This is a genomic window from Bacteroides finegoldii DSM 17565 (genome assembly GCF_000156195.1).
In the GTDB taxonomy this organism is placed as follows: Bacteria; Bacteroidota; Bacteroidia; order Bacteroidales; family Bacteroidaceae; genus Bacteroides; species Bacteroides finegoldii.
The window spans coordinates 58314-83480 of the sequence record NZ_GG688319.1; the positions used below are offsets into that span (position 1 = coordinate 58314).

The 25167-nt window shown below is 42.5% G+C and carries 17 protein-coding genes; 7 read left to right on the forward strand and 10 right to left on the reverse strand.

Annotated elements, in window-relative coordinates:
• Positions 1–2: 2 nt before the first annotated feature.
• From BACFIN_RS15480 to BACFIN_RS15455, 6 genes are all read right to left on the reverse strand, one after another.
• The gene (locus BACFIN_RS15480) at positions 3–1538 is read right to left on the reverse strand and encodes a RagB/SusD family nutrient uptake outer membrane protein (protein WP_007749848.1); all 1536 of its coding nucleotides are present in this window, start codon (positions 1536–1538) and stop codon (positions 3–5) included.
• Positions 1538–4543, reverse strand: coding sequence for a SusC/RagA family TonB-linked outer membrane protein (locus tag BACFIN_RS15475; protein ID WP_007749852.1), 3006 nt, complete (start codon positions 4541–4543; stop codon positions 1538–1540). Before BACFIN_RS15475 ends, BACFIN_RS15480 begins: the two co-directional genes overlap by 1 nt.
• Positions 4544–4752: 209 nt before the next feature.
• Complete coding sequence (locus BACFIN_RS15470; protein WP_007749853.1) at positions 4753–6396, reverse strand: DUF6377 domain-containing protein; 1644 nt, start codon at positions 6394–6396, stop codon at positions 4753–4755.
• Between the two features lie 40 nt (positions 6397–6436).
• Complete coding sequence (locus tag BACFIN_RS15465) at positions 6437–7375, reverse strand: ATP-binding protein (protein ID WP_007749855.1); 939 nt, start codon at positions 7373–7375, stop codon at positions 6437–6439.
• 138 nt (positions 7376–7513) lie between these two features.
• Positions 7514–8125, reverse strand: coding sequence for an HU family DNA-binding protein (locus BACFIN_RS15460; RefSeq protein WP_007749859.1), 612 nt, complete (start codon positions 8123–8125; stop codon positions 7514–7516).
• Positions 8126–8373: 248 nt separating this feature from the next.
• Positions 8374–9594, reverse strand: a complete 1221-nt coding sequence (locus tag BACFIN_RS15455) for a M16 family metallopeptidase (protein ID WP_007749862.1) — start codon at positions 9592–9594, stop codon at positions 8374–8376.
• 104 nt (positions 9595–9698) lie between these two features.
• On the opposite strand from BACFIN_RS15455, the gene BACFIN_RS15450 reads away from it, so the two are divergent.
• The 4 genes from BACFIN_RS15450 (at position 9699) to BACFIN_RS15435 (ending at position 13539) form a co-directional block, all read left to right on the forward strand.
• Positions 9699–10232 carry an LOG family protein gene (locus tag BACFIN_RS15450; protein ID WP_007749864.1) on the forward strand — a complete coding sequence of 178 codons (534 nt, stop codon included), beginning with the start codon at positions 9699–9701 and terminating at the stop codon, positions 10230–10232.
• Between the two features lie 4 nt (positions 10233–10236).
• A complete protein-coding gene (locus BACFIN_RS15445) occupies positions 10237–10842 on the forward strand; it encodes an SIS domain-containing protein (RefSeq protein WP_007749866.1) in 606 nt (201 codons plus the stop codon).
• Positions 10830–11750, forward strand: coding sequence for a carbohydrate kinase family protein (locus BACFIN_RS15440; RefSeq protein ID WP_007749869.1), 921 nt, complete (start codon positions 10830–10832; stop codon positions 11748–11750). The genes BACFIN_RS15445 and BACFIN_RS15440 overlap by 13 nt, the downstream gene beginning before the upstream one ends.
• Positions 11751–11937: 187 nt before the next feature.
• Positions 11938–13539 carry a DUF6377 domain-containing protein gene (locus tag BACFIN_RS15435; protein ID WP_007749871.1) on the forward strand — a complete coding sequence of 534 codons (1602 nt, stop codon included), beginning with the start codon at positions 11938–11940 and terminating at the stop codon, positions 13537–13539.
• Positions 13540–13658: 119 nt separating this feature from the next.
• Here the strand turns inward: BACFIN_RS15435 and BACFIN_RS20520 are convergent, their stop codons facing one another.
• Genes BACFIN_RS20520 through BACFIN_RS15425 form a run of 4 tightly spaced genes read right to left on the reverse strand, consistent with a single transcriptional unit; the run spans position 13659 to position 17979 of the window.
• The gene (locus BACFIN_RS20520) at positions 13659–14693 is read right to left on the reverse strand and encodes a sulfatase-like hydrolase/transferase (protein WP_007749873.1); all 1035 of its coding nucleotides are present in this window, start codon (positions 14691–14693) and stop codon (positions 13659–13661) included.
• Positions 14674–15189 carry a sulfatase-like hydrolase/transferase gene (locus tag BACFIN_RS23205; RefSeq protein WP_007749875.1) on the reverse strand — a complete coding sequence of 172 codons (516 nt, stop codon included), beginning with the start codon at positions 15187–15189 and terminating at the stop codon, positions 14674–14676. The genes BACFIN_RS20520 and BACFIN_RS23205 overlap by 20 nt, the downstream gene beginning before the upstream one ends.
• A 27-nt stretch (positions 15190–15216) precedes the next feature.
• Positions 15217–16578, reverse strand: coding sequence for a sulfatase-like hydrolase/transferase (locus BACFIN_RS15430; RefSeq protein WP_007749878.1), 1362 nt, complete (start codon positions 16576–16578; stop codon positions 15217–15219).
• 21 nt (positions 16579–16599) lie between these two features.
• Positions 16600–17979 carry a sulfatase-like hydrolase/transferase gene (locus BACFIN_RS15425; RefSeq protein WP_007749880.1) on the reverse strand — a complete coding sequence of 460 codons (1380 nt, stop codon included), beginning with the start codon at positions 17977–17979 and terminating at the stop codon, positions 16600–16602.
• Positions 17980–18384: 405 nt separating this feature from the next.
• Here BACFIN_RS15425 and BACFIN_RS15420 point away from each other — a divergent pair, with 405 nt between their 5' ends.
• The 3 genes from BACFIN_RS15420 to BACFIN_RS15410 are packed head-to-tail and all read left to right on the forward strand — an operon-like array spanning position 18385 to position 25109.
• A complete protein-coding gene (locus tag BACFIN_RS15420; protein ID WP_007749881.1) occupies positions 18385–21540 on the forward strand; it encodes a SusC/RagA family TonB-linked outer membrane protein in 3156 nt (1051 codons plus the stop codon).
• A 21-nt stretch (positions 21541–21561) separates the two neighbouring features.
• Positions 21562–23406 (forward strand): RagB/SusD family nutrient uptake outer membrane protein, encoded by a 1845-nt coding sequence (locus BACFIN_RS15415; RefSeq protein ID WP_230325643.1) that lies wholly within the window; start codon positions 21562–21564, stop codon positions 23404–23406.
• A 32-nt stretch (positions 23407–23438) separates the two neighbouring features.
• A complete protein-coding gene (locus BACFIN_RS15410; RefSeq protein ID WP_230325644.1) occupies positions 23439–25109 on the forward strand; it encodes a hypothetical protein in 1671 nt (556 codons plus the stop codon).
• Positions 25110–25167: the final 58 nt, after the last annotated feature.

Below are 25167 nucleotides of genomic sequence, written 5' to 3' on the forward strand. Positions count from 1 at the left end.
TATTAATAACCCGGATTCTGTTGAATCTTATCATTCGCATCAATTACTGACTGCGGGATAGGCAAGCGATAGGAGTTCTTATCGAAAGCATAAACCTGTGCCTTGCGTCCTGAATCTTTCGCATACACAGCATTCATCACTTCTTCTACCTTGTCCAAACGTACTAAATCAAACCACCGTTGTCCTTCAAAAGCCAGCTCCAACCGACGTTCTTTAAGCAAAGCGTCAATCATGGAATTCTTGTTTTCACGGATAGATGAAGGAAGTTTCCCCAAACCGGCACGTTTCCGTATTTCATCAATAATACCGGCAGCCGCTTCCAAATCAGGTGTATCCTGCATTATCAATGCCTCTGCCTTCAGCAACAACACATCAGCATAACGATATTTTATGATACTACTATTGGCCGAACGGCATTTATACATGAACGGATAATTATCCGACGGATAATAATTGCTCCACGAACAGTCATAATAAACAACCGACTCTTTAAAACGAACCTCATCACCTTCTTTCTTGAAAGCATTAATCAAGTCACGTGACGGAGTTACCCATTTCGCCCATGTGAAGTTGGTATTCCAGTTCACCAAATCGCGTCCGAACATCCACGAACACCAATTGCCCGCTCCGGGAGTAAACTGTGCCTCAAGAATAGCTTCCTTTGTATTACGTACTTTCGCATCCGTATTAGCATCGTTCATGCCAAACAAATCGCTGAAGTCTTCTACCAAATCGAAGCCATCCGCTTTCACTTCATCACAATATTGGATTACCTTCGTATAGTCACGTAACGGCTTTTCTGCATAAATTTTAGCTAATAATGTACGTGCCACCGATTTGGTGAATAATGTCTTATTGCTCAGTGTATTGTCCGGTGCATACTTCACAGCATCCAATAAATCTTTCTCAATCTGTTGGTAAGCTTCAAGTTCCGTATTTTGCTCAGGAAAATACTGGGAATATACATCTTCAATATTATCCGAAGTAATATCATCCGCCACAGTTGTAATCACCGGAAAGTCTCCCCAAAGACGCACCATATCAAACATAATCATAGCACGGAATATCTCCGCTTCCGCTTTATACTGTGCCCGTTCGTCGGCAGTCAATGAATTATCTTTCACCAGGTCGATGTTGCAAATCAGCTTATTGGCACGGGCAATATCCTCCAAATACCGGTTCCAGTCACGCTCCAATACAGAATTCGATCCTTCAATAGAATTATTTTCAAACGGAACAACTTCCGCTCCCGTAGTACCTGCATAGGCATTGTCTGAATGAGAATCCGCAATCAGCAGCAAATCCACATACCAATGTTCCTGACGATCACGCATCTGATTGTAAAGCGTAGTCAGATGGCTTTCAACAGCTGCCTTATCCTTGAACACAATCTTCGTTCCGTTATCCGTTATTCCTTCTGTCACATCCGAATAGGTGTCTAATGGCTCATAATCCAGTGAACAGGAAGAAATCCCCAATAACAAACCGGACGTCAATCCACAAAATATAGTTCTTAGTTTCATAATCTTTCCTTTCATTAGAATTCAACATTAATACCAAACACGTATGATCTGCAATGCGGGTAAGTTCCCCAGTCGATACCCTGCACCGTACCGCTATTACCCCATTGGTTCACTTCCGGATCCATACCGGAGTAACTGGTCCACGTCAACAGGTTGGTAGCTGTAAAATAAGGTTGCAGACGGGTGATTCCCCATTTCTTCAAGAGTTTGCCTTTCACGTTGTATGACAAAGAGACGTCTTTCAACCGCAGATAACTGCCATCCTCCACGAAATAAGTAGAATTCAACAGTTTAAAATTGGCTTTCGGCACATCCGTTATCTGTCCGGGTATTCTCCAGCGTCCCAGCACGCGGGTCGACTGATTCTTACCATCATACATACCTTCCGTTTCGATACGTGAAGCGTTATAAACATCATTTCCGTACGAACCTTGTATAAAGATACTCAGATTAAAACCTTTCCAAGAGAATGTGTTGGTCATACCGTAAGTGAAATCCGGATTCGGGTCACCGATATAAGTACGGTCGGAAGATGAGATCTTACCATCATGATTCAAGTCACGATACATCAGCTCACCGGTTTCCGGGTCCACACCGTCGCTAATATAGCCATAGAAACCTCCCAAAGCACGCCCCGGCTCATTACGTACGACATAATCATTGACTACATCCGCTGTCTTCGCATCATAATACACTTTTTGCAGTTCCAGCTTCGTCAGTTTATTCCGGTTGAAAGAAATATTGAAATCCGTATCCCAAGTAAATGCTCCGCCACGGAAGTTCTTCGAACTGATAGAAAATTCAAAACCCTTGTTCACCATTTCACCTTCGTTTCTGGCTATCGAAGTGGCTGCGGCAGCACCGGCAGGCAGAGATACATTCATCAGCATATTCTTTGTTTTCTTATAGTAGTAGTCCGCATTGAACGTCAAACGTCCATTCAAGACTGTCAAATCCAAACCTATATTTGTCTGTGTGGTTGTCTCCCAAGTTAAATCGGATGTACGTAAGTTCGCCTGACTGATGGTCGGTACGGCATTGGCATAATCCGTCTTATCCCCTTCCTCACCTTTCTTAAACCATTCGATACGACCGATGTTATAACGTTGCAGATAAGCATAGTCTCCGATACCCGATTGGTTACCCGTTTGTCCCCAACCTCCACGCAGCTTCAAGTCATCAATCCAAGTCAGATCTTCCATAAACTTTTCTGAAGAGATACGCCAAGCGGCAGAAAATGATGGGAATACCCCCCAGCGATGGTCAGGATGCAGTTTAGAGGAACCATCAGCACGGATATTGGCAGTCAGCAGATACTTACTGTCGAAATTATAGGCTACACGTCCGAAGAATGACATGATACCCCATTGGGAAGCCCCTGTTCCGGTATTATCCCAAGAAATCTTATTGGCTGCATTCAAGGTCTGGATCTGGTCATCACGATAATGAGAACCGTTAATCCAACTGTTTGAATAGTCGGAATCCGTCCACGACGAACCGACCATGACTTCCAGTCCATGCTTTTTGAAGTTCTTATTATAAGTCAAGACATTATCAAATGTCAGGACCGTATTCATGTTCCGATTATCCGAAGCCTCTCCATATTGGTTGCGTCCCCAAGTAGTGGAAATAGGATCAAGGAAAGTAGTATTGACAGCATTACGGCGGTCAAGAGTAAGTGTCGATTTGAATTTCAACTCAGGAAGAATCGTCAGCAACACGTTACCGGAAGCCAATAAACGATTTTCTTTATCTTTATTGTTCTTTGCACGTGCCATATTCTCCAGTGGATTGGTGATATTGCCCACTCCATAAAAATTATTATAATATTGGTTCGGGTTCAAAGCGTCCCAAACCGGAGCATACGTCGGAGTATTGATAACCGCCAGAATAACACCTCCCCGATTCGCTCCTGTACCCATAGCGCCTCCTCCATTGCTTGTATAGTCGGAATAAGAGATATTAGCACTAACAGTCAACCATTTACGAACCTGATTTTCGAGATTCACACGGAAGTTATAACGTTTGTAGTAAGAGATATCCAACACACCTTGTTCATTCAGATATCCGGCAGAAAGATAGTATTTCATCTTCTCGTTGCCATTGGATACAGCAATCTGATAATTCTGGGTCTTCCCTGTCTGGTATGTCTCGTCAAACCAATCGGTGCGGTCGGGCAATCCGTCAGGCAGAGACACCAGTCCGATCTCGTCCTGCAATTCTTTGTACTGTGATGCATTCAAGGACTCCACTTTATCGGCCACTTTATTCAGTCCGAACTGGGCAGTCAGAGAAACTTTCGCATTTCCCGTCGCACCTGCTTTTGTCGTAATAAGAATCACACCGTTAGCGGCACGCGAACCGTATATAGATGCGGAAGAAGCATCTTTCAAGATCTGCATACTCTCAATATCATTCGGAGAAAGGAACTTGATATTGTCTACCGGCACTCCGTCTACTACATATAGCGGATCGTTACTTCCATTCATTGAAGTAGTACCACGCACACGGATAGACATCTCGCCTCCCGGCGTACCATTGGGCTGGATGACCGATACACCTGCCGCCTTACCCTGAATGGCCTGTCCGGCAGATACAATGGGACGCATATCCAGATCTTTGGTGGATACGGAAGAAATGGCTGTCGTCACATCTTTCCGTTTCACCGAGCCATAACCGATTACCACCACTTCATCGAGCACTTCATTATCTTCCTGAAGTGTGACCTTCATTTGACGGGTAGCCTTCATCTCCTGCGACTTATAGCCCACATAAGAGAATACCAGAATGGCATTTTGTTGAACATTTAATGAAAAGTTACCGTCCAGATCGGTAATCGCACCGTTAGTCGTTCCTTTTTCCTGTACACTAACACCGATAAGCGGTTCGTTCTGCGCATCCAGCACCTGACCGGAGGCAGTAATTTGTTGTGCGGATGCACTCAATGATAGAAACATTGCCAGAATAGCAAAGAGAATCTTGCGACTCCCCGAAAGGATTTTTCGCCTGTTCTTTTTCATGCGTACTAATTTTAAAGTTAATAATAAACGTCCGTCCGCAATGGAGTTCCTCTCATTGCTTCCGAAGCACAGGTCAAAATTATAAAGAAATGAGAACGAATTCATAAGGAGGGGACAATAAGTGGATACCATTAAAAGGCAAACAATTCATTTCCAAAAGCTTACTCTCTTTTCTTCAGTCTAAAAAAGTGGATAGTTTACAACCTTGATTAGCGGATTTTTCGTACTAAATCCTCAAAATCCTCTCTCGAGCCACGAGTTTTGTTCTTCACTTTTGCACGGTAATTATAGATTGTGTTCACCGAATAACGAAGGAACTCGGCGATCTGTGAACTGTCTTCAATGCCTAGACGTATCAAAGCGAAAATACGTAATTCGGTATTCAACAGTTCGTCTTTCTTCAATACAATCCGTTCATTATCCTGCAGCAGGTCATTAAACTTCTTCACGAAATCGGGGAACAGATGTAGAAAGGCTGTATCGAAGTTGGCATACAACTCTTCCAACTCTTCGTCAAGAGCATCCTGCGAACGGGTTATCTTTAAAAGTTCTGCTATCTGTCCGGCGGATACTTTCTTATTCACCATACGCCGATAAGCATCCAAACGGTTAATATAGGTGGAGCACAGCTTGATAAACCGCGCGATATATTCCTCCTTAATCTGATTGGACTCTGAAAGTTCTATGTTGGTGGAGGACAGGCAACTGTTCATCTGCCTCAACTCCTCATTCAGTCCGTTTAACTGCTCGTTAGCCTGTTGAAGATGGTTTCGTGCATCCGCAAGTTTCTTCATCTGACGATAGATATAGCCCAAAGCCACTATCAACAGTACCAGCAATGTAGTGATAAGCAACAGATATTGCTGGAGACGACCATTCTGCTTTTCAATCATTGCCTGATAAGTCTTGTCAATCAGTGAAAGTACATCAGCACTTTGCCAGCTACGCAAACGGGCATTGTAGAACTTGGTCGCATTCCATGAGAAACGCATATACTGATAGGCACGCTCCATATCTCCGTCCTCATAAAGAAGTTGGGCAAGCATCCACAGCGACGCATGATCTTTAATAGCCGAACGGATATCTGAAATAGCGGAGATGCAGAGATTCTTCTCCTCCCCTAGATGATCCCCACTGTACTTGTAGATGAGGGAACGATGATAAGTGGCCATCGCATATTGAGGTGTATACGGCTCCATCTCCGCCAATCGGAGGTCATTTATTTTCAAGGCTTCCTCATATTGATGTTGGTCACGAAGCAACGCTTCACGCATCAACAGACGTTCTTCCGATGCAGGCGGCAATATGGCGTACAAAGAATCCCTATATGCCTGCGAGATACTCCAATAATGTCCCGAAAGGGCTTTATCCTGTGTATAAACGCTCAATTCTCCATACACATGATCGAAACAAGTGTAATAATCCGGGATTAAGCGAGCGGCTACCTCCTGACGGTCTACCGACTCCAAAACGTCGATAGACTCTGTATACATCCCCGTCGAAGATAGTAGTAATGAGAGCTGCAGCTTGCTTTCTATCTTCCGGTCTGTATCATGCAGATACTCTGCAATCCGTATATTCTCATTCAAATAATGAATGGCGGAATCGCAGATAAAAGCTCTGTATTCTTTGTATATCTGATTATTCAAGTTGTAATGTTCCGCTGACTTGACCTCTATTCCATTTACCAATAACTTAAGATGTCCGATACGCAACTCACGTTGGGCAACGTATGTCTCATGCTCTTGAATCGTCCGGTCAAGCACGTTCAAGAGTGAATCTAAAGTCTTATCGGCCCAAGTATATAACGGCAAAGAAAGAAATACAAGGAATAACAGACTATTCTTTTTCATTGGAGTATCAAGCTTTAAAATACAAAAGTTAGTTATTCAGTTATTTTTCTTCTTCCACCATCCAGCGCTCCACATTCCGCTTTTCCGCACTGAACTCCACACCGACTTTTATCACTTGCCGACCCTCCGCCGCATAAGGAAGCGTATAGCCTTTCTCTTCAATCTGTTGCAGTGTCTGTCCGGCAGTTCCTTTCAACTTAAACTCGAATACATAAACAAACTTAGGAGTCTTTACAACAGCGTCTGCACGACCCCGTGAGCTATGGACCTCCGCTTGGGTGAACTGCCCCATCAGCTTGAATATTAAATATATGATGACTTGATAATGACGTTCAGTCTGGCTATTCAACTGATTCAAGTCACTGAACACACTAACTTGAGAAAACTTTGTGACACCGGTCAGAAACGCAAAACGGAGGTAACGGTCCGCACTCTTCAATACCCCGTAAAAAGCCTTTAAGGTAGAACGATAAGACTCAAGAAGAGGTTCATTCTGAATGGCCTGCAACAATGGCTTATCATACTCATCCACCAATACCACAACACCCTTGCCCGTCTGTTCGGAAGCACGACGGATGACATAAGCAAAACGTTCTTCCGAAGCACGGTCACGCTTTTCTTCTCCATACACCGCTTCCCATCGTTCTAAGTGCTGATTTAAAATAGCATCCAAATCCGCCGGAGTGGTGTACTTACGGGCATTCAAGTCAAGATGAAGCACTGGATGCTCTTCCCACTTCTTCTTCAACTCTTCCACAGCAAACCCCGTAAAAAGCTCACGTCTCCCCTTGAAGTAGGCTTCGAACGTAGATATCAACAGACTTTTTCCGAACCGGCGCGGACGACTTAAAAAGAAAGGCTTGCCAATGTTCGCTATAGTCCACATCAATGCCGTTTTGTCCACATACAGATACCCGTCATTGCGAATATCCTCGAAAGTCTGAATCCCGATGGGGAGTTTTCTACCCGTTACCAACATACTGCTTCTGTTTTTAGATTGTTATCACACACGTATCTGATCTGCTACAAAAATACGAATTATACAGACGAAAACAAGTAGCATCCCTCTTTTTTAATTAGAATCACTCTTCATCCGTTCCGCAAATACGCACACAAGCTACAGATCGTCAACGAGCGGCACAATAAAATGCATCTGATTGCCACGTCCCACTCTCTTGATAATCCCTTCGGCCGCAAAAGATTTGAGGTCGGCAAGCGCGGAGTTCTTCAAGCGACCTGTGAGTTCAGTATAAGTAGCCCTTGTGATGAACCCATGCTTCCGGATATGCTGCAATACAATTTGTTCCAGTTGCTCCCTGTTCCACTCTTTCGAAGTACGGAAACCGATACATCTCCTACGTTCCAAATCTCCCCTGATACCGGTACGGAAAGACTTGGATGCACGGAAATTCACTCCATCAAAGGAAACTGAATTTGAACGCAAGTCATTCTTGTTCTCCACCAGGCGGGACTTTACTTTGGCTGAAAAGAAACCGAATTCTCCCAATTCGACGCGGTATCCTTCACCCAGGTACTCCAACGTCTCGTTCTGCAACTCGGAAAGGATTCCTTCTATCATCCCCTCCTTGAAACCGGTTCTCTGGGCCACTGTCCGGATAAGACGCTCTGCCGTAATCGTTCCGCTATACACAATGTCGGCATACATTGTTTCCTTCTCACCCTCTTTCGTGGTAAGGGACGGTTTTTTCTTCAAATTGTAATAAGCCATAATTCTTTTCTTACTATGTTTAGGACTCTTCAGTGCAGAGAATAAGAATGTTCAGTGCAGAAAACAGTGCGGTTTTATGTAGCCGGGAAGTCGTCACCTTGCAAGGTGACCATCGGCACCTTACAAAGGGACAAAAGGCACTTTATAGGGTGACAAACGGCACCTTATAGAGTGACATCTCTTTAGAGAAAAGAATAAAATCTGTAAAGATACGAATTTAATCAGCGAAAAGCAAGACCGCCTACTAATTATTTGTAAATCAACGTGGACAAATATTCCTCTGCAAACATTTCATTGGACACCTCCAACAACTGTTCCGCCGTCAAAGCTTCTATGCGTTTAAAGACAAGCTCGGACGACTCGTATTTGTGATAATGCAAATAGGTTTTCGCCATTCCCAAAGCATTATTTTCAAAATTGTCCGAAGCCACTCCTATTTGCCCTATCAGTTGCTTCTTGGCCGCCGCCAACTGGGACGAAGTCATCTTCGTATCCCGCATCCGCTTCAACTCCTTATAAGTCAGTTTCAAACAGGTATCCATATCTTCAACATCAGTGCCGAAGTAGATACAGAAAGCTCCCGTATCGGTGTAAGAAGTCAGATTGGACTCGACATTATATACCAGTCCCCTACGTTCGCGCAGAGATACATTCAGCTTGCTGTTCATACCGGGACCGCCAAGAATATTGTTCAGCAAATAAAGCGCCGTACGCTTATCGTCATACGCATTGTATCCACGACTGCCAATCATCACATGAGCCTGATGCGTATCCTTAGCGACCATCAAATGCTCGGGAGCATAAAGCGGAGGAGGCACACGTCGGCTGTTTACCTCTCCGGCAGGGACATCCGACAGATACTTCTCCGCCAGACGGATTATTCTTCTGAAGTCATATTGCCCTTGAACGAAGAATACCATATTTCCCGGCTGATAGAACCGGCACGTAAACGAAAGGACATCTTCGGTGCGAAAGCTACGCAACAGTTCCGGCTTACCCAGGATGTTCCTCCCCAACGGGTGGTTACGGAAAATCATATCCTCGAAATCATCGAATATCAATTCCGACGGAGTGTCTTCGTATGATTGGATTTCATCAATGATAACCTCCGTTTCCTTCTCAATCTCGTGTTGGGGAAAAGTGGAATGAAACACAATATCCCCTAGCAATTCGAGCGCCCGTTCCAGATGTTCGGTCAGGAAAGCGGAATAGACTACCGTTTCTTCTTTATTGGTGTAGGCATTCAAGTCGCCGCCTACATTCTCCATCCGGTTAAGGATATGCCAGGCTTTCCGCTTCTCCGTCCCCTTAAAGATGAGATGCTCCACAAAATGAGCCATCCCCTGTTCGTGCTCCGCCTCGTCTCGTGTTCCGGCGTCGATGGCAAAACCACAATAAGCTACTTTCGAGAGAGTCGGTTCATGGATAATACGAAGACCATTCGGTAGTGTATATTCGTTATAATGCATTGTTTTCTACTTCCTTATTGAATTATGCCGCAAAAATACAATAAAACTTATTGCTGTTTATAGAAAATTGCAGATATTTGTGGACTATAACAGTAACAACGTATATGGAAAAGATAGGAATATTCTGTTCTGCCGCCGCAAACATTGACAAAATGTACTTTGAAAGTGCCCGCCAAATCGGTGAGTGGATGGGTAAAACAGGTAAAACGTTGATTTATGGAGGAGCCGATCTCGGACTTATGGAATGCGTAGCGCGTGCCGTGAAGGAAAACGGCGGTAAAGTAATCGGTGTAGTTCCTACCAAACTGGAAGAGAAAGGACGTGTCTGCACGTTCCTTGATGAAGTGATCCATACCCACAACCTTAGTGAGCGGAAAGATATCATGACAGAGAAATCGGATATCCTGGTAGCATTGCCGGGAGGCATAGGCACATTGGACGAGATATTCCATGTAATGGCTGCCGCTTCCATCGGATACCACCGGAAAAAAGTCATCTTCTACAACGAATACGGTTTCTATGACGAACTGTTGAAAACACTCAAGACATTAGAAGATAAAGGATTTGCCCGGCAGCCTTTTTCCACCTATTACGAAATAGCAAACACGCCGGAAGAATTAAAAGAAAAAATAAACTGATCATATGATAGACTCCATCAAACAACTATTGCAACAGGAAGCACAAGCCGTGCTCAACATCCCTGTAACAGACGCATACGAGAAAGCTATACAACTGATTGTAGAGCAAGTACATCAGAAAAACGGGAAACTGGTTACTTCCGGCATGGGAAAGGCCGGACAAATTGCGATGAACATTGCTACTACTTTCTGTTCCACCGGTATTCCGTCCGTTTTCCTGCACCCCAGCGAAGCGCAACACGGTGACTTGGGAATCTTGCAGAAGAACGACTTGCTTTTATTAATCTCCAATTCCGGCAAGACACGTGAGATTGTCGAACTGACCCGGTTGGCACATAACCTCGATCCGGACTTGAAGTTCATCGTAATCACCGGAAATCCGGACAGTCCGTTGGCACAAGAATCGGATGTCTGCCTGAGCACCGGAAAACCGGCTGAAGTCTGTACATTAGGAATGACTCCTACCACCTCGACAACCGCGATGACCGTCATCGGTGACATCTTAGTGGTACAGACCATGAAAAAGACCCAATTCACCATAGAAGAATATTCTAAACGCCACCACGGCGGTTACCTGGGAGAAAAATCAAGGTCACTATGCGAAAAGTAATCGGTATCGGAGAGACCATCCTCGATATCATCTTTCGAGGAGAACAGCCTTCCGCAGCCGTGCCGGGAGGCTCCGTGTTCAACGGCATCGTGTCCTTAGGAAGGATGGGAGTCAACGTCGGTTTCATCAGTGAGACCGGCAATGACCGTGTAGGGAATATCATCCTGCAATTCATGCGTGAAAACAACATCCCAACCAATCATGTGAATGTATTTCCCGATGGCAAATCACCTGTATCGCTCGCTTTCCTCAATGAGCAAAGTGACGCTGAATATATCTTTTACAAGGACTATCCGAAGCAACGTCTGGATGTACTGTTTCCCAAATTGGAGGAGGATGATATTGTCATGGTAGGTTCATACTATGCCTTGAATCCGGTATTGCGGGAGAAGATTCTCGAGTTATTGGATCAGGCGCGCGAGAAGAGAGCCATTATCTACTATGATCCTAACTTCCGTTCTTCACACAAGAATGAAGCGATGAAACTGGCCCCTACCATTATCGAGAATCTGGAATATGCAGATATTGTGCGCGGTTCTTTGGAGGACTTCCTCTACATGTATAATATGCAGGACGTAGACAAGATATACAAAGATAAGATAAAGTTCTACTGTCCCCGTTTTGTCTGCACCGCCGGTGGCGACAAAGTATCTTTGCGTACCAACCTGGTCAGCAAAGAATATCCGATAGAGCCGTTGGAAGCCGTCAGCACCATTGGAGCCGGTGATAACTTTAACGCAGGCCTGATCTACGGATTGCTTAAATATGATGTCCGTTACCGCGATTTGAACAACTTGAATGAAGAGATCTGGGATAAAATCATTCAGTGCGGAAAAGACTTTGCCGCTGAAGTTTGCCAAAGTTTCAGCAATTCGGTTTCGGTGGAGTTCGCACAAAAATATAAATAACAATTATTTCCTAATTTTATATAGGCATTTTTGAAAAAGATTCCATATCAAACCGGTATTTACTTTTACGGTTCGGTATAGAATTATAAATCTCAAACATGAGAATTAAATCACAAGCTAGTATTTATCAAATATTATATTTACCTTTATCCCAAATTCAACTTTAGCGATAAAATCTAATATAATCATGAGAAAGTTCATTTTACCTGTATTACTCTGCTTTATTTTTATCAATCCGGCTACAGCTAACGATGAAATCAAGTCATTACTAAAAACATTAGATAAAGCCCTAAAGTATAAATTAGATTATGCAGAACAAAAGCAAGAGCAAATAGATAGTCTTAAAATAGAACTGAAGTTACATCATAAAATACGTAAAAAAGTACAAATAGCCGAATTATTATGTTTCGCCTATTCTTCCTTTCAAAAAGATTCCGCTTTAACCTATGCTATTCATATGAATGAGTTAGCTCAAGAAAGTGGAGATAGAGAGCTTATCATAGAAGCCAAGCTAGACTATGCACGTATTCTATCTTCCATGGGATTTTTCAAAGAGGCATTGTCCATCGTCAATCCCATACAACATGAATTATTATCTCCCAAACTTAAAGTGGAATACTTCCTCGGGCAAGCCACTATCTACAATCACCAGAAGAATTTTGCTTCCAATGAAATAGAATCACGCAAGAATGATTTGATAGAACAAACTTATCGCGACTCCTTACTCCAATGCGCAGAAGTCCCTTCCAATATACGAGCTTTCACAATTGCTCCTATCCTGCTACACAAAAAGAAATATAATGATGCCATCCATATGCTTGACAGTGCTTATTTAAGCTATCCCCAATATTCGCGGAATGCCGGTATATTAGCTTATTCATTAGCCTCCGCTTATCAAGGCAAAGGTGACTCTAAGAATGCGGTCAGGTATTTTACCATATCCGCCATATCTGATGTAATAAACGGAACTAGAGAAAACCGTTCTTTGCGAATATTGGCAAAACTTATTTTTGAAAGTGGAGATATAGATCGGGCATACGCATACATGAAAAATGCAATGGAAGATGCGATTTTATGTAATGCAAGAATTAATACTATCGAAGCCTCGGATATGTATCTCTTCATTGACAAAGCTTTTCAAGAGAAAGAAAAACGCAAATTTGTTATTATCAGTAGCCTACTCAGTTCGCTGTGCCTTGTTTGTATCCTATTATTTATACTTTTCACCCAACTAAAGAAGCAAAAGAAAAAAGTGGAACAAGCCAATAAAAGCCTGTCATATCATTTGGATGAAATACAAAACATAAACTCTGCACTGGCTGATAGCAGTAAAATTAAGGAAGAATATGTGGGATTATATATGGAGCAATACACCAACTATATCACTCAGATAGATAGTTTCAAAAAAAGAGCCCTTAAAATAGCAAAGAGTGAAGATATCAATAAAGTGGTTTCTTTCCTCAAGTCTTCGCTAAATACAGAAGGAGACTTGGCAGAGTTTTATAATAATTTCGACAAAGCAATCCTCAACTTATTCCCAAACTTCGTAGCAGACTTCAATGCGCTCTTATCACCCGAAAATGCCATAATACCCGGTACAGGCAAACTGCTGACTCCTGAACTGAGAATCTTTGCACTAATTCGGTTAGGAATCACGGACAGTGTAAAAATAGCCCATTTCTTGCAATATTCGCTGTCTACCATTTACAATTACCGCTCGAAAATGAGAAGCAAAGCTATTGGCGACCGTAACTCTTTCGAAGAAAGAGTGGGACGTATCGGGCAATAAAAGCTACTCTCACCATAACAAAAAACACCCACTGTAATAAGCTGTTTTCTCTCATTGCAGTGGGAATAATACTTTCTCATATTGGTGCTAAAAAAGCCCTTTGCACACATCTGCCTACATCAAGGATTGACTTTGACAATCTGCTCCCATTTCAGTTTCGTCGGATAGCCCCAATCCGGTTTAGTAGGATCACAGAAATCGCCAACAGACGCCATTCGGGCATAAAGTAATTTAGTAAGCTCTTCACGTTTCTTACTATACTTAGGATTATCATAAAGATTATTCATTTCCATTGGGTCGGCCTTAAGGTCGAAAAGCTGCGGATGACGCTGACCGTCTACATTATAGAGTATAAGTTTGAAACCATCCTTCTTGATAGCTCGTTGAAGGTTAATATATGTCAGCAATATGTCCTTACGCTTTTTCACTTTTGGGTTCTGTATGGTTTGCGCTAATGAAATACCCTTAACAGTAGTCGGTGCCTTTATATTCGAAAGATCACAGAGAGTGGGGTAAAGGTCATAAAGATAACAGTAGGCATCGCTTGTAACATTTTGCGGGATATTAGGTCCGCATATTACCAAAGGCACTCTCACCGCCGCTTCATATAAGTTCTGTTTGCCCAATAGGCCGTGTTCTCCGACACAAAGGCCGTTGTCCGCAGCAAATACGATGATGGTGTTATCGGCCTTGCCGCTTTTTTCAAGCATATCAAGGATACGCCCTATCTGAACATCTACCTCGTTCACCATACTATAATAGTTAGCCCTTTCAGCAAGCACCTGTTCCGGTACACGCGGAGTAGGCAACAGTTTTTCATCACGTTCATTAAGGTCTCCATTATCAAACGGATGCTGTGTGACAAAATTCTTTGGCATCGTAATTTCCTTGCTGCCGTATTTGCGTCCGTAATCAGGTAATACGTTACGCGGATCATGCGGCGAAGTAAATGCGACATACATCAGAAACGGATTATCGTTCGATGCATTTGTTTCAATGAACTTGATGGCGGCATCGGCATACAACTCAGACGAGAAAGTATTGAGTGATGCGTTTACCCATTGCCCATTTTTGTATTTCCCTGTCGGATCGTACTCATGCAGATAAGGGCATCGGTGTCCCTTTTCTTCCTTTTCATTTCCATAGGGATGCATTCCTCCGAAAAAAAATGTTCGCACCCGTAGAGAACGAACGGTTGAATGCAGCTTTGTCACTGTGCCATTTGCCGGTTCCGAAGGTTGTATAGTCGTTCTCACGGAACAGTTCGGGAAATGTTTTCTCATTCTTGGGGATGATTTGTCCGTTGCGGTGTACGTCCATCAAACCGCGTCCGGTAAGGAGCATCGCACGACTGGGCTGCGAGATGGCGCCATTGAGCCCGCCCATTACGTGAGTTTGGGTGAATGACATACCCTGATTGACAAGCCTATCCATATTCGGAGTCTGAATTTCATTATTACCCCAGGCATGGATAGTGCTGAATGTCTGGTCATCCGTTAGCAATACAAGTACATTGGGGCGTTTCAGGCTATTTTCTTTATTGTCTTTTTCCGAATTTGCCCCGAATACAGAAGAGCCTCCAAAAGGTATGTTCAACATTGCCGGAAGGCATAAGAACAGAGTCTTGTTTTTCATTTTGAAATTCATCATACTAGTTTTATTTTATGATTTAAGTTTCTACTTAGACGGTGCCTGGCAAGGGACTGCCCCCCAAGCACGATAATGCCCAGTCATTGCATTGTTCAATTTCCGAAACATATCCCCTTGCAAAGGTAACGGAGTAGTTTCCAAAGAGTCCTCTTCCAAATTGAACATCTGCGCCTTTTCAAAGGGAAGATTCTGTAATAGTTTGTACTCATTATACCTCACTGCACTCTGTGACTTGCCACCAAACTGCGCGCCACCTTCATTTCGGAGCCAGAAGACAAAGCGGTCTTCTGTGTTCTGGGTCTTTCCCTTAATGGCATCCAGTACGGAAATACCGTCTATCTCATGCTTGACCGGTACATTCACAAAGTCACATATAGTGGGCATAAGGTCCATCATCACCACGAAGTGATTGTCACGTCGGCCGCCTTCGAAAACTCCCGGCATATTCAATGCGCAAGCGACATGAATACCACCCTCAAACATATCGCCTTTGGCACCCCGGGTAGGACCATTGTTCGCCATACTTCCCCGGTCTCCTCCATTGTCAGAAGCAAATATCACCAACGTATTATTCAATTGACCACTTTCCTCAAGAGATTGTATCACCTTACCTATATTATAATCCAAATGTTCAATCAGGGCTATCAATCTTGCACGCTTGACGGGCAGAGACTTGTCTCTCTCTTGCACCTTGTTCACCCATTCTACCGGAGGTTGCAAAGGAGAATGGGGAGCATTGTAAGCAAGATAAAGAAAAAAGGGATTCTTCTCTTTTGCTTCTTTCTTGATATAATCCACACTCCATGAAGTAAATAATTCGGTAGCATGGCCTTTAGGATCGATTTCCTTGTCATTCAGATACATATAATTTCCTCCCTGTCGCCGATGCGTGTAATAATCATCCATCATATCCGCAAGAAAGCCATGAAAATGATCAAACCCTCTTTCATTAGGAAGATTCGGACTCTCCCAACCCAAATGCCACTTACCAATCAGCGCGGTTCTATAACCACCATTCTTGAGTACCTCGGGCATAGTGACGGCAGACGGACCGAAATAACCCCAATTTTGGTCGATGGAGGGACGTATGACTCCGGGCACTCCTACCATAGCCGGGAAACACCCGGTCAACAGTGCGGCACGCGAAGGAGAAGATACCGATGAATTGGCATAAAAATTATCCAAACGCACTCCCGTTTCAAAGATGCGATCAATATTGGGAGTACTCAAATCTTTGGCATATTGGCAGGACAAATCGCCCAATCCAAGATCATCTACAAGAATCAGCAAGACATTAGGAATCGCTTTATCAACCGTATTCGAAGCCAAAGCCGCACCGGAAGCCATAGCAGCTCCCAATGCCAACAAGGCTGTTTTTTCTATCTTCATAGTTACTATATATGTTAAGTGTTATTTTTTATTCGTGCGCTGTACTTTTCGAGCAAACTGATCAGGAACTTCCGAATAGACGGACTCAGCCCAGCGGGTAATCTCTTTATCCAGTCTTTCAACCAATTCAGGTTCTTGCTTGCTCAAATTGTTTTTCTCGTACGGGTCATTGTTCAAATCAAACAAATGCAGCGTAATGCCCCCCTTTTGATTGTAACGAACCAGTTTCCATTTACCGTCTCTCACTGATATAGTCTTATTACCATTACCCCAAAATAAAAGCCTTGGAGCAAGATTTTCTCCTTTGAACAAAGGCACCAGAGAGGTTCCATCCAGTTTCTTCTTTGAATCGTCATAATGAATGTCAGCCATATCCAGCATAGTTGGAAAAAGGTCGAAACTCATCACTGTTTGTTCGCATGTTGTACCCTCTTTAATAGTACCGGGCATATAACAAATGCCAGGAACACGATGACCTCCTTCCCATGGACTTCCTTTAGCACCTTTATATCCTCCAGCAGAACCTCCATTATTTATCACCGGACCATTGTCGGAGAAAAAGACAACGAAAGTATTCTCATCCAGTTTATATTTCTTCAGTGTCTCCAGAATCCTCCCTACACTCCAGTCTAGTTCCTCTACCATGTCTTTATAGATTTCCTTATTCGATCTATCAGAGTTTTTATCCCCTTCCGGAGTGGCCTCTGTACGAACCGCTTTCTCATCAGGTCCCTGCATGGGAGAATGAGGAGCCGCATGTGCTATATACAGACAAAACGGCTTATCTTTATTTTCCTTAATATAATCTTCGGAGAGCGTTGTTAGCAAGGTTGTTGTGTATCCCGACATATCTTTCATCTCCAATCCATCCCACCAATCCATATCACCATAACGGTTGCGGTGGCTCTGATAGTCGACATTTCCGGATTTAAAACCTACAAATTTCTGAAAGCCAAAGTTCATCGGATGATGTTTCTGCAAGTATCCTAAATGCCATTTACCAATCAAAGCTGTCCGGTATCCATTATCTCCCAAGATTTTTGCAAAAGTTATTTCTTCCGACGGAAGTCCTACCTCCTTATCTTTATCATCTCGGGGTACCAAAAGAACTTTCTCCAAGCCAGCTCTCTGTTGATAACGCCCAGTTAAAAGCCCACAACGTGTCGGGCTACTGACTGAACCATTCGAATGGAAATCTGTGAACATCATCCCTTCCCGGGCTATTTGATCAATATTCGGAGTCTTTATATACTCATTGCCGTATATGCCCACATCACCATACCCCATATCATCTGCAACGATAATGACAAAGTTCGGTTGTTTTTGGGCCATCATTTCAACGGGAGAAAATGCTGCTAAAGCACAAGTAGCGGCTACGAAATGTCTCGAGTAATTCTTCATAATTTTATGCGAATTTGGTTGTTGAAAGGAAAACAAAAACTTTTATTTCATGCAAATATACGAAATGCTCATACCATTGAAACCTCCTAGATTTTATTTTGATGAAAATATAAGTATCTTAAAAGGTATCATGTTAATAATCAGCAATATAAAATATAATTAAATAGCAATTATGTAGCTACAAAAAGGAAAAGAAAAAAGCACTACCATCTTATATTCAGTATATCCATCAGCATTAAACTATTCACATAGTCATTACATTTTATCATCAAATATTTCAGATAACATGCTACTAATAAGCAATTTAAATATTATCTCTTTTACAATTTCTCCCTTTAGCTTTTACATACCATAGGAGATATACATATTGATTGTATTTTTGTGGCATAACTAATTTACTACTATATGAGAAATATGATTTCTATCCGCATTCTCTTTTTAACTATTGTATTTTCCATATTTGAAGTTTCTTCATATACAGGTGGAAATACATACGCACAGAATGCCCGAACATTTGCAACAGGAACCGTTGTTGACGAGCAAGGACAACCCATACCAGGTGTGAATGTCCTTTGCCAAAACTCCAATTATGGAACAACCACTACTATCGATGGAACTTTCAAGATTCAAACAAAAGGTAAGAATCCAGTTCTTGAATTTTCGTTCATCGGGTTTCAGAAACAGGAAATCACAATCAAAGATCCCCAAAAACTGATTAAAGTAGTCATGATTGAAGACGGCTATATGTTGGATGAAACCGTAGTCATTGGCTATGGAACGCAGACAAAAAGAACAATAACGTCTGCCATGACCTCCATCAAATCCGAAGAATTATCTGGATATGTGGGTTCTTCCATCGAACAGACTATCTCAGGTTTAGTGCCCGGAGTTCGTATACAGACTTCTGATGCAACTCCCGGTGGTGATATTAATGTAGAAGTTCGTGGTATCGGTACCGTTACTGCTGGCTCGCAACCTTTATACATTGTCGACGGAATACCGATGGAAGGCGGCCTGTCAGCAGTCAATCCTGATGACGTAGCCAACATTCAGATTCTGAAAGATGCCGCTTCAACCGCCGTATATGGCTCGCGCGGTGCTAATGGTGTAATACTTATCACGACCAAACGCGGTGAAAGTGCCAAACCGACAGTAACCATCAATGCCGCAACTACCATAGCACAAATACAACATAAATTTGAATTGATGAACACAGCCCAATTGCTGGAATATTATAAAGATAAGAATCTGAATGAAAGATTTCGCTACACAACAAACCAAAATCAGGACTATTTCCCTTTCGACGAGAATCTCAACACTGACTGGCAAGATACCATCTTCCAGAATGCCATTCAGCAGAAATACAATCTGTCTATCTCGGGAGGAGGTAAAAATATGCGTTACCGAATTTCCGGCGAATACTTCGATCAGGAAGGTATTCTGATATGTACTGGAATGAAAAGATTCGCTTTCCGTTCCAACTTCGACATTGAATTAAATAAATGGGCCAAAGTAACTGTCAACTTTGCTCCTACGTTTATCAATCAGAAGAGGACCCGAGAAGGCGGAGAAGGCTCAAACAGTGTAATCCGAACCGCAATTTCCATGTATCCCTTTTTCCCGGTCAAACTCCCGAATGGAGAATATTTCTCCACATTAGAGTACAACCTGGCACCAACTAATGCAACCGATTCAAGAGATCCCGAAACTGGCGCATTCCCCACTCTTACCGATTCGCCATTGGCTGACAATCAAGACAACCCAGTCAGAATCGCTCACGAATACAAAAACGAAACGAATCAGAATCGTATTGTTGGTGGTCTTAACTTCGAATTAAAGTTGGCCAAAGGATTAACGTTCAAACCATCATTGGCTATTGATATCATGTCATCCGAAAACTCAATATGGTATCCGGCTTCCATTGGCAAAAACCGTACTGACTCTGAAGCTTCCACCACAATGACCCGCAAGCTCATGTGGATTAACGAAAACATACTGACCTATCAGAAAGAATTCGGAGACCATAACATCAGTGCCGTAGGAGGTATGACTATACAAAGCAACCAGCTCAACAAACTCTACACATCCGCCTATCATTTTGCTACAGAATCTCTTCCTTCCATCAACGGAGGTGTAGTCAACGGAGGATCTTATGATAAGACTGAAGACCGTATGCTATCCTACATAGCCCGACTGACCTATGATTACAAAAGAAAATATATGATTCAAGGAATATTCCGTGCAGATGGTTCAAGCCGCTTCGGAAAAAACAACAAATATGGTTATTTCCCCTCCATTTCCGCAGGATGGGCCATGACGGAAGAAAAATTCATGAAGCCACTCAAGCAAGTACTTAGTGAACTGAAATTACGAGGTAGTTTTGGTTTATCTGGTAACAATGCTATCGGAGACTATAACTATGAAACCAAAATGTCACAGCAATCGTATATAGTCGATGGTTCTGTCGTAAGTGGTTGGGCTCCGTCAAACATTGCGAATCCAGACTTGAAATGGGAAGTGTCTAAACAGACAAATTTAGGTGTAGACATAGGACTTTTCCACAACCGAATATTCATGCAACTTGATTTGTACAAGTCTATCACTTCCGATATGCTTCTGAATACAATCGTTCCAAGCACTTTAGGAGTTTCACGCATGTTACAAAACGTCGGTTCCGTTGAAAACAAAGGTATCGAGTTCAATATTGTATCCCGCAACCTGACCGGCAAATTCAAATGGACAACTACGTTCAACATCTCTGCCAACCGGAACAAAGTATTAGCACTAGGACTCGATTCTGAAGCCATCATCGATGGAGTAGCAGAATCAAACATTACTAAAGTAGGCTATCCGATAGGTATGTTCTACGGAAATGTATTTGGCGGCATTTACCAGTCAATGGAAGAAATTCAAGCATTGCGGAATGACCCTTATTCAGGACTAGCTTTCGACCCGAACGTTCGGCCGGGAGACTGCAAATGGTACGACCTTAACGGTGACGGACTTTATGATGACAATGACCGTACTATTATAGGAAATCCTTATCCGCGTTTCAATGCCGGTATGGTCAACACATTCTCATACAGAAACTTTTCATTTAGTTTTCAGTTGAACGGACAATACGGAAATCAGATTTACAACTATACATTACGTGAGACACTGCGCGGAAACAACAATGGCAACCTTTCCATTAAAGTAGCAGATAGATGGCGTTCGCCCGAATCGCCGGGTAACGGCTTAGCAGACCGTACTTACACCTCCAATGATGTACATCCAACTACGGAAATGAGTAAATTTACCAACCGATATCTCGAAGACGGTTCTTATCTGTCCATCCGTAACATCCAGCTTTCATACACATTCGACAAGAAAACGCTCCGAAAGACCTTTCTGAATGGATTAGTACTAAGTTTCAATATTGACAACTTGCATACTTTCACTAAATATACCGGTATGAACCCCGAAGCCAACACATTCCGTTCAGCTACCGCACCAGGCATCGACCGTACCGGATATCCTTTATCTAGAAATTTCACTATAGGGCTGAAAGCTACATTATAAATCTAAAGTATGAAAAAGAATATGAAGAATATATTTACAGTGGCATTGATCGCTACCTGCATGTCCGGTTGCACCGGTTTTCTAGATATTGAACCGGAAACCACTTTAACGGGTAAAAATTTCTATAAGTCGCCCGATGATATACGTTCGGCATTGTACTCAACTTACTCTTCATTAAGAGATAACGGACTGTATTCGGCCAGCATCTATCTTTTCGGTGATGTGCGTTCGGATGTAGCATTTCCAAATCAGACTAATTACTATGCCAATACTTTCCGACATGAAATTGAAAAATTTACCATATCTGCCAACAATAGTGGAAATCAAAACTATTGGGCTCATCACTACAAAGGAATCATAAGAGCCAACACGGTCATCGAAAAAGGAAAAGAACTTTTCGGGAATGATGAAGCCGTTCAGAAGTACATTGCAGAAGCCGAAGTACTACGTGCCCTTTTCTATTTCAACTTAGTTCGCGCTTACGGCGGAGTACCCATCATTATGGATATCCCGCAAGAATACACCGATTCCAGAGGCCATCTGCGTGCATCGACAGAAGAGGTCTATATACGGATTCTCACCGATTTGACCACCGCCATCGAATCTAACAATCTTTATCGCTCAACAAATAACGGAGAAAAAACTCCAACAGGAAGAGTTAACAAATATGCGGCAGAAGCTTTACTGGGAAAAGTACTTCTATCCATGCCGAACGACATCACAGAAGCTGCTTATCCCAACGTAGAAGCATGGAAAGATATATCTGCCAATCCAAACATTACCGTATTTTATCCGGAAACGACCACTACGCAATACGAAGCCGCCAAATATTATCTAGAAGATGTGATAAACAATGGAGGATACGAATTGTACCCGAATTTCAGTGAATTATTCAAGCCCACAAACAAACATTCAAGCGAATCTATATGGGAAGTGGAATACAAAACAGGGCAGGTAGAAGGATTGGGCAGCCCGTTCTACACTCTTTTCTCACCCGCATCTTATGCACCCCGCAATAAAGCCAACTCAAACGGATATATTCCATCTCCCATTTCGAATCAAGGAAACGGTGCATGCGCACCGACCGGATATTTTATGGACATGGCAAAGAAATGGGATTCCATGTATCCCGATTATCAATATGAAGTACGCAAATTCGATGATGTTGTCTACACCGATACACGTATCAGCAACGGTAACATCAAATTAGACACAGATGGTATTTCTTATCTTCCGGTTAATGAGAACAAAGATTATACACAAAACGTCGCATATCCTTACGACCCTTATACTGGTACCTCTTTCCGGACTTCTGTCAAAGGCTTTAGTGCAGACGACCAGTGGATGTGCGGCAAATACATGGGTTCATCAGAATATAAAGTAAATGATTCTGATGACAACTGGTATATCCTCCGTTTTGCGGACGTACTGCTGTTATTGGCAGAAGCGGAAGCACATATAAATGACGGAGTTCTGTCACAAAGCATTTTGAACAATACAATTAACCTTGTACGGGAAAGAGCCGGTATTGTTCCGTACCTTGCATCTGGAGACTCTAATAAAGAATGGGTTCTAGATACTCCAGAAAAAGTTTATCAGGCAATCTATGACGAACGGACACTGGAGTTGGCTTTCGAAGGCCACCGCTGGTTTGACCTCGTTCGTTCAGGAAAAGCTGTAGAAGTGATGAACCAACACTTCACAGATTTCTATAATGCCTATACTTCCAACAGTTCTCCTAATATGAACAACTACTATATGAAGAGCGAAAAATTTGAGATTGACCAATACTGTACCTTATTCCCAATTCCGTCACAGGAGATACGTTCCAATCCTAAACTGACACAGAATTATGGTGCAAGATAACAAATGTTATATAAACGAAAGGAAACATGATTATGAATAAGATTATCATATTACTATCCATACTGTTTATTTCAGGTTTGTTCTGTTCCTGCGAACACCCTGGAATGGAATATGTTATACAAGAAAAAGGGTTGAACGTACAAGAATCGACCATTTATGTAGATGGATTCCTTGCTAAAGGTACCCCTGCTTTTGCTGGTGATGAAAATGAACCGGGTGACCGCTTAGGGATTCCGTTCGTCAATGGGTTTGGGCGCAAACTATTCGTCAAGTTTATTGATCGGTCATCCGAAACCGGATTGAAAATAGAGGACGGAGAGGTACAACTCTCCTTTCAGGGAGACAAACAATATGCTTATTTCCCGATAAGCGGAACCCCAACGCAGGATGGATCGGTACCTATTTCGTTTGACATTTTTGAAAACGGAAAAAAAATTGGCACCACCATCACTAAAACAATTCCAATTTGGGCTGAGGGCACTCAACGTCCTCCACGCGAACTTATTCCTACTAGTGAAAAACCTTTTGTTCTTCTCGGTGGAGAAATTAACTGGGTAAACCAATCTACTCCAACAACCGGAGCACAAAACGAACAAATATTTTGGTATGCCCGAATGTCCAGTCCCTCCACAGAAATCAAAATTTCAGGACTTACATACAACTGCGTGGCTAATCTACGCTACAATTCCATAATGATTGCCAATAATGCCATTCGTCCCGGTTTTACCGAAGATAATGGCGTAAAAACACTTATCTTATTTACTCCCACACCAGAAAATATAGAACAATACCCCGAAGCTTTTACATTAAAAGACGGTACTCTAAGTCACGTTTGGGGAGAAAATGATATATTCTTTCATGGAACAAACTCAAAACCAATATCTGTAGGCATGTGGGACGAAAACACACCTGATATACTCTATGGCGGAAACCGCACACGTCCCATGTCATCCGCATCTTGGACTATCAGTGCTTCAACCCCCAAATCTTATATCGAAAAACCAGGTAACTATAAAATATACATCAAGTATACAAATACAGATGCCGGTAATGACATCATACAGTATTTTCCCAAACATCCTGTCACAGGAGAAACAGGATGGGTACCTTTTGAATTTACAATTACAGAAAATCCTGTATCCGGATTTATAGTCAACCCTAACCTTACTACCGATACTCCTGACGTACCGACTTTCAATGAAGATTGGGAACCTACAGAAAGCGATCCCGTAAAAGCAATACGAGGCGAATTAATACAGAAAAGTAACCAGCAGACGAAAATACTGACCAAAGGGGAAGTACTTGGAGGTAATACTGCTATGCGCATTTGGTTTGCAACATACAAGCCGGAAGGGGCTACAACACCAACAGGTTATAACTTCAAAGCACATGATGATAACAAAAACAATTGGTTCAGAGGTTTCTACACACCAGATGTTGTAAAGGTTGCCGGTGATAAGTCCAAAATTGGAGCTGGAACAGCCAATAAAAAAAGTAATGAGATCGTTCATTTCTTTGAAGATTCAAAACTAAATGAAAAGTATTTCATATCGTATGTCGATTTCAATGCGGATGCAGGTACCTTGTTGAATAAAGCGGGAACATTCACTTTCATATTCGAGTCACTGCCTAATTCGGGTACGGCATACCCAAAATTTGAAAAAGGATTCACTTGTCCTATAAATGTTATAGTACAAGAATAAATAACAAACGTGGGTTTGATGATTTTTCACATTGTACCATTCTGAAAGTTCATTGAAC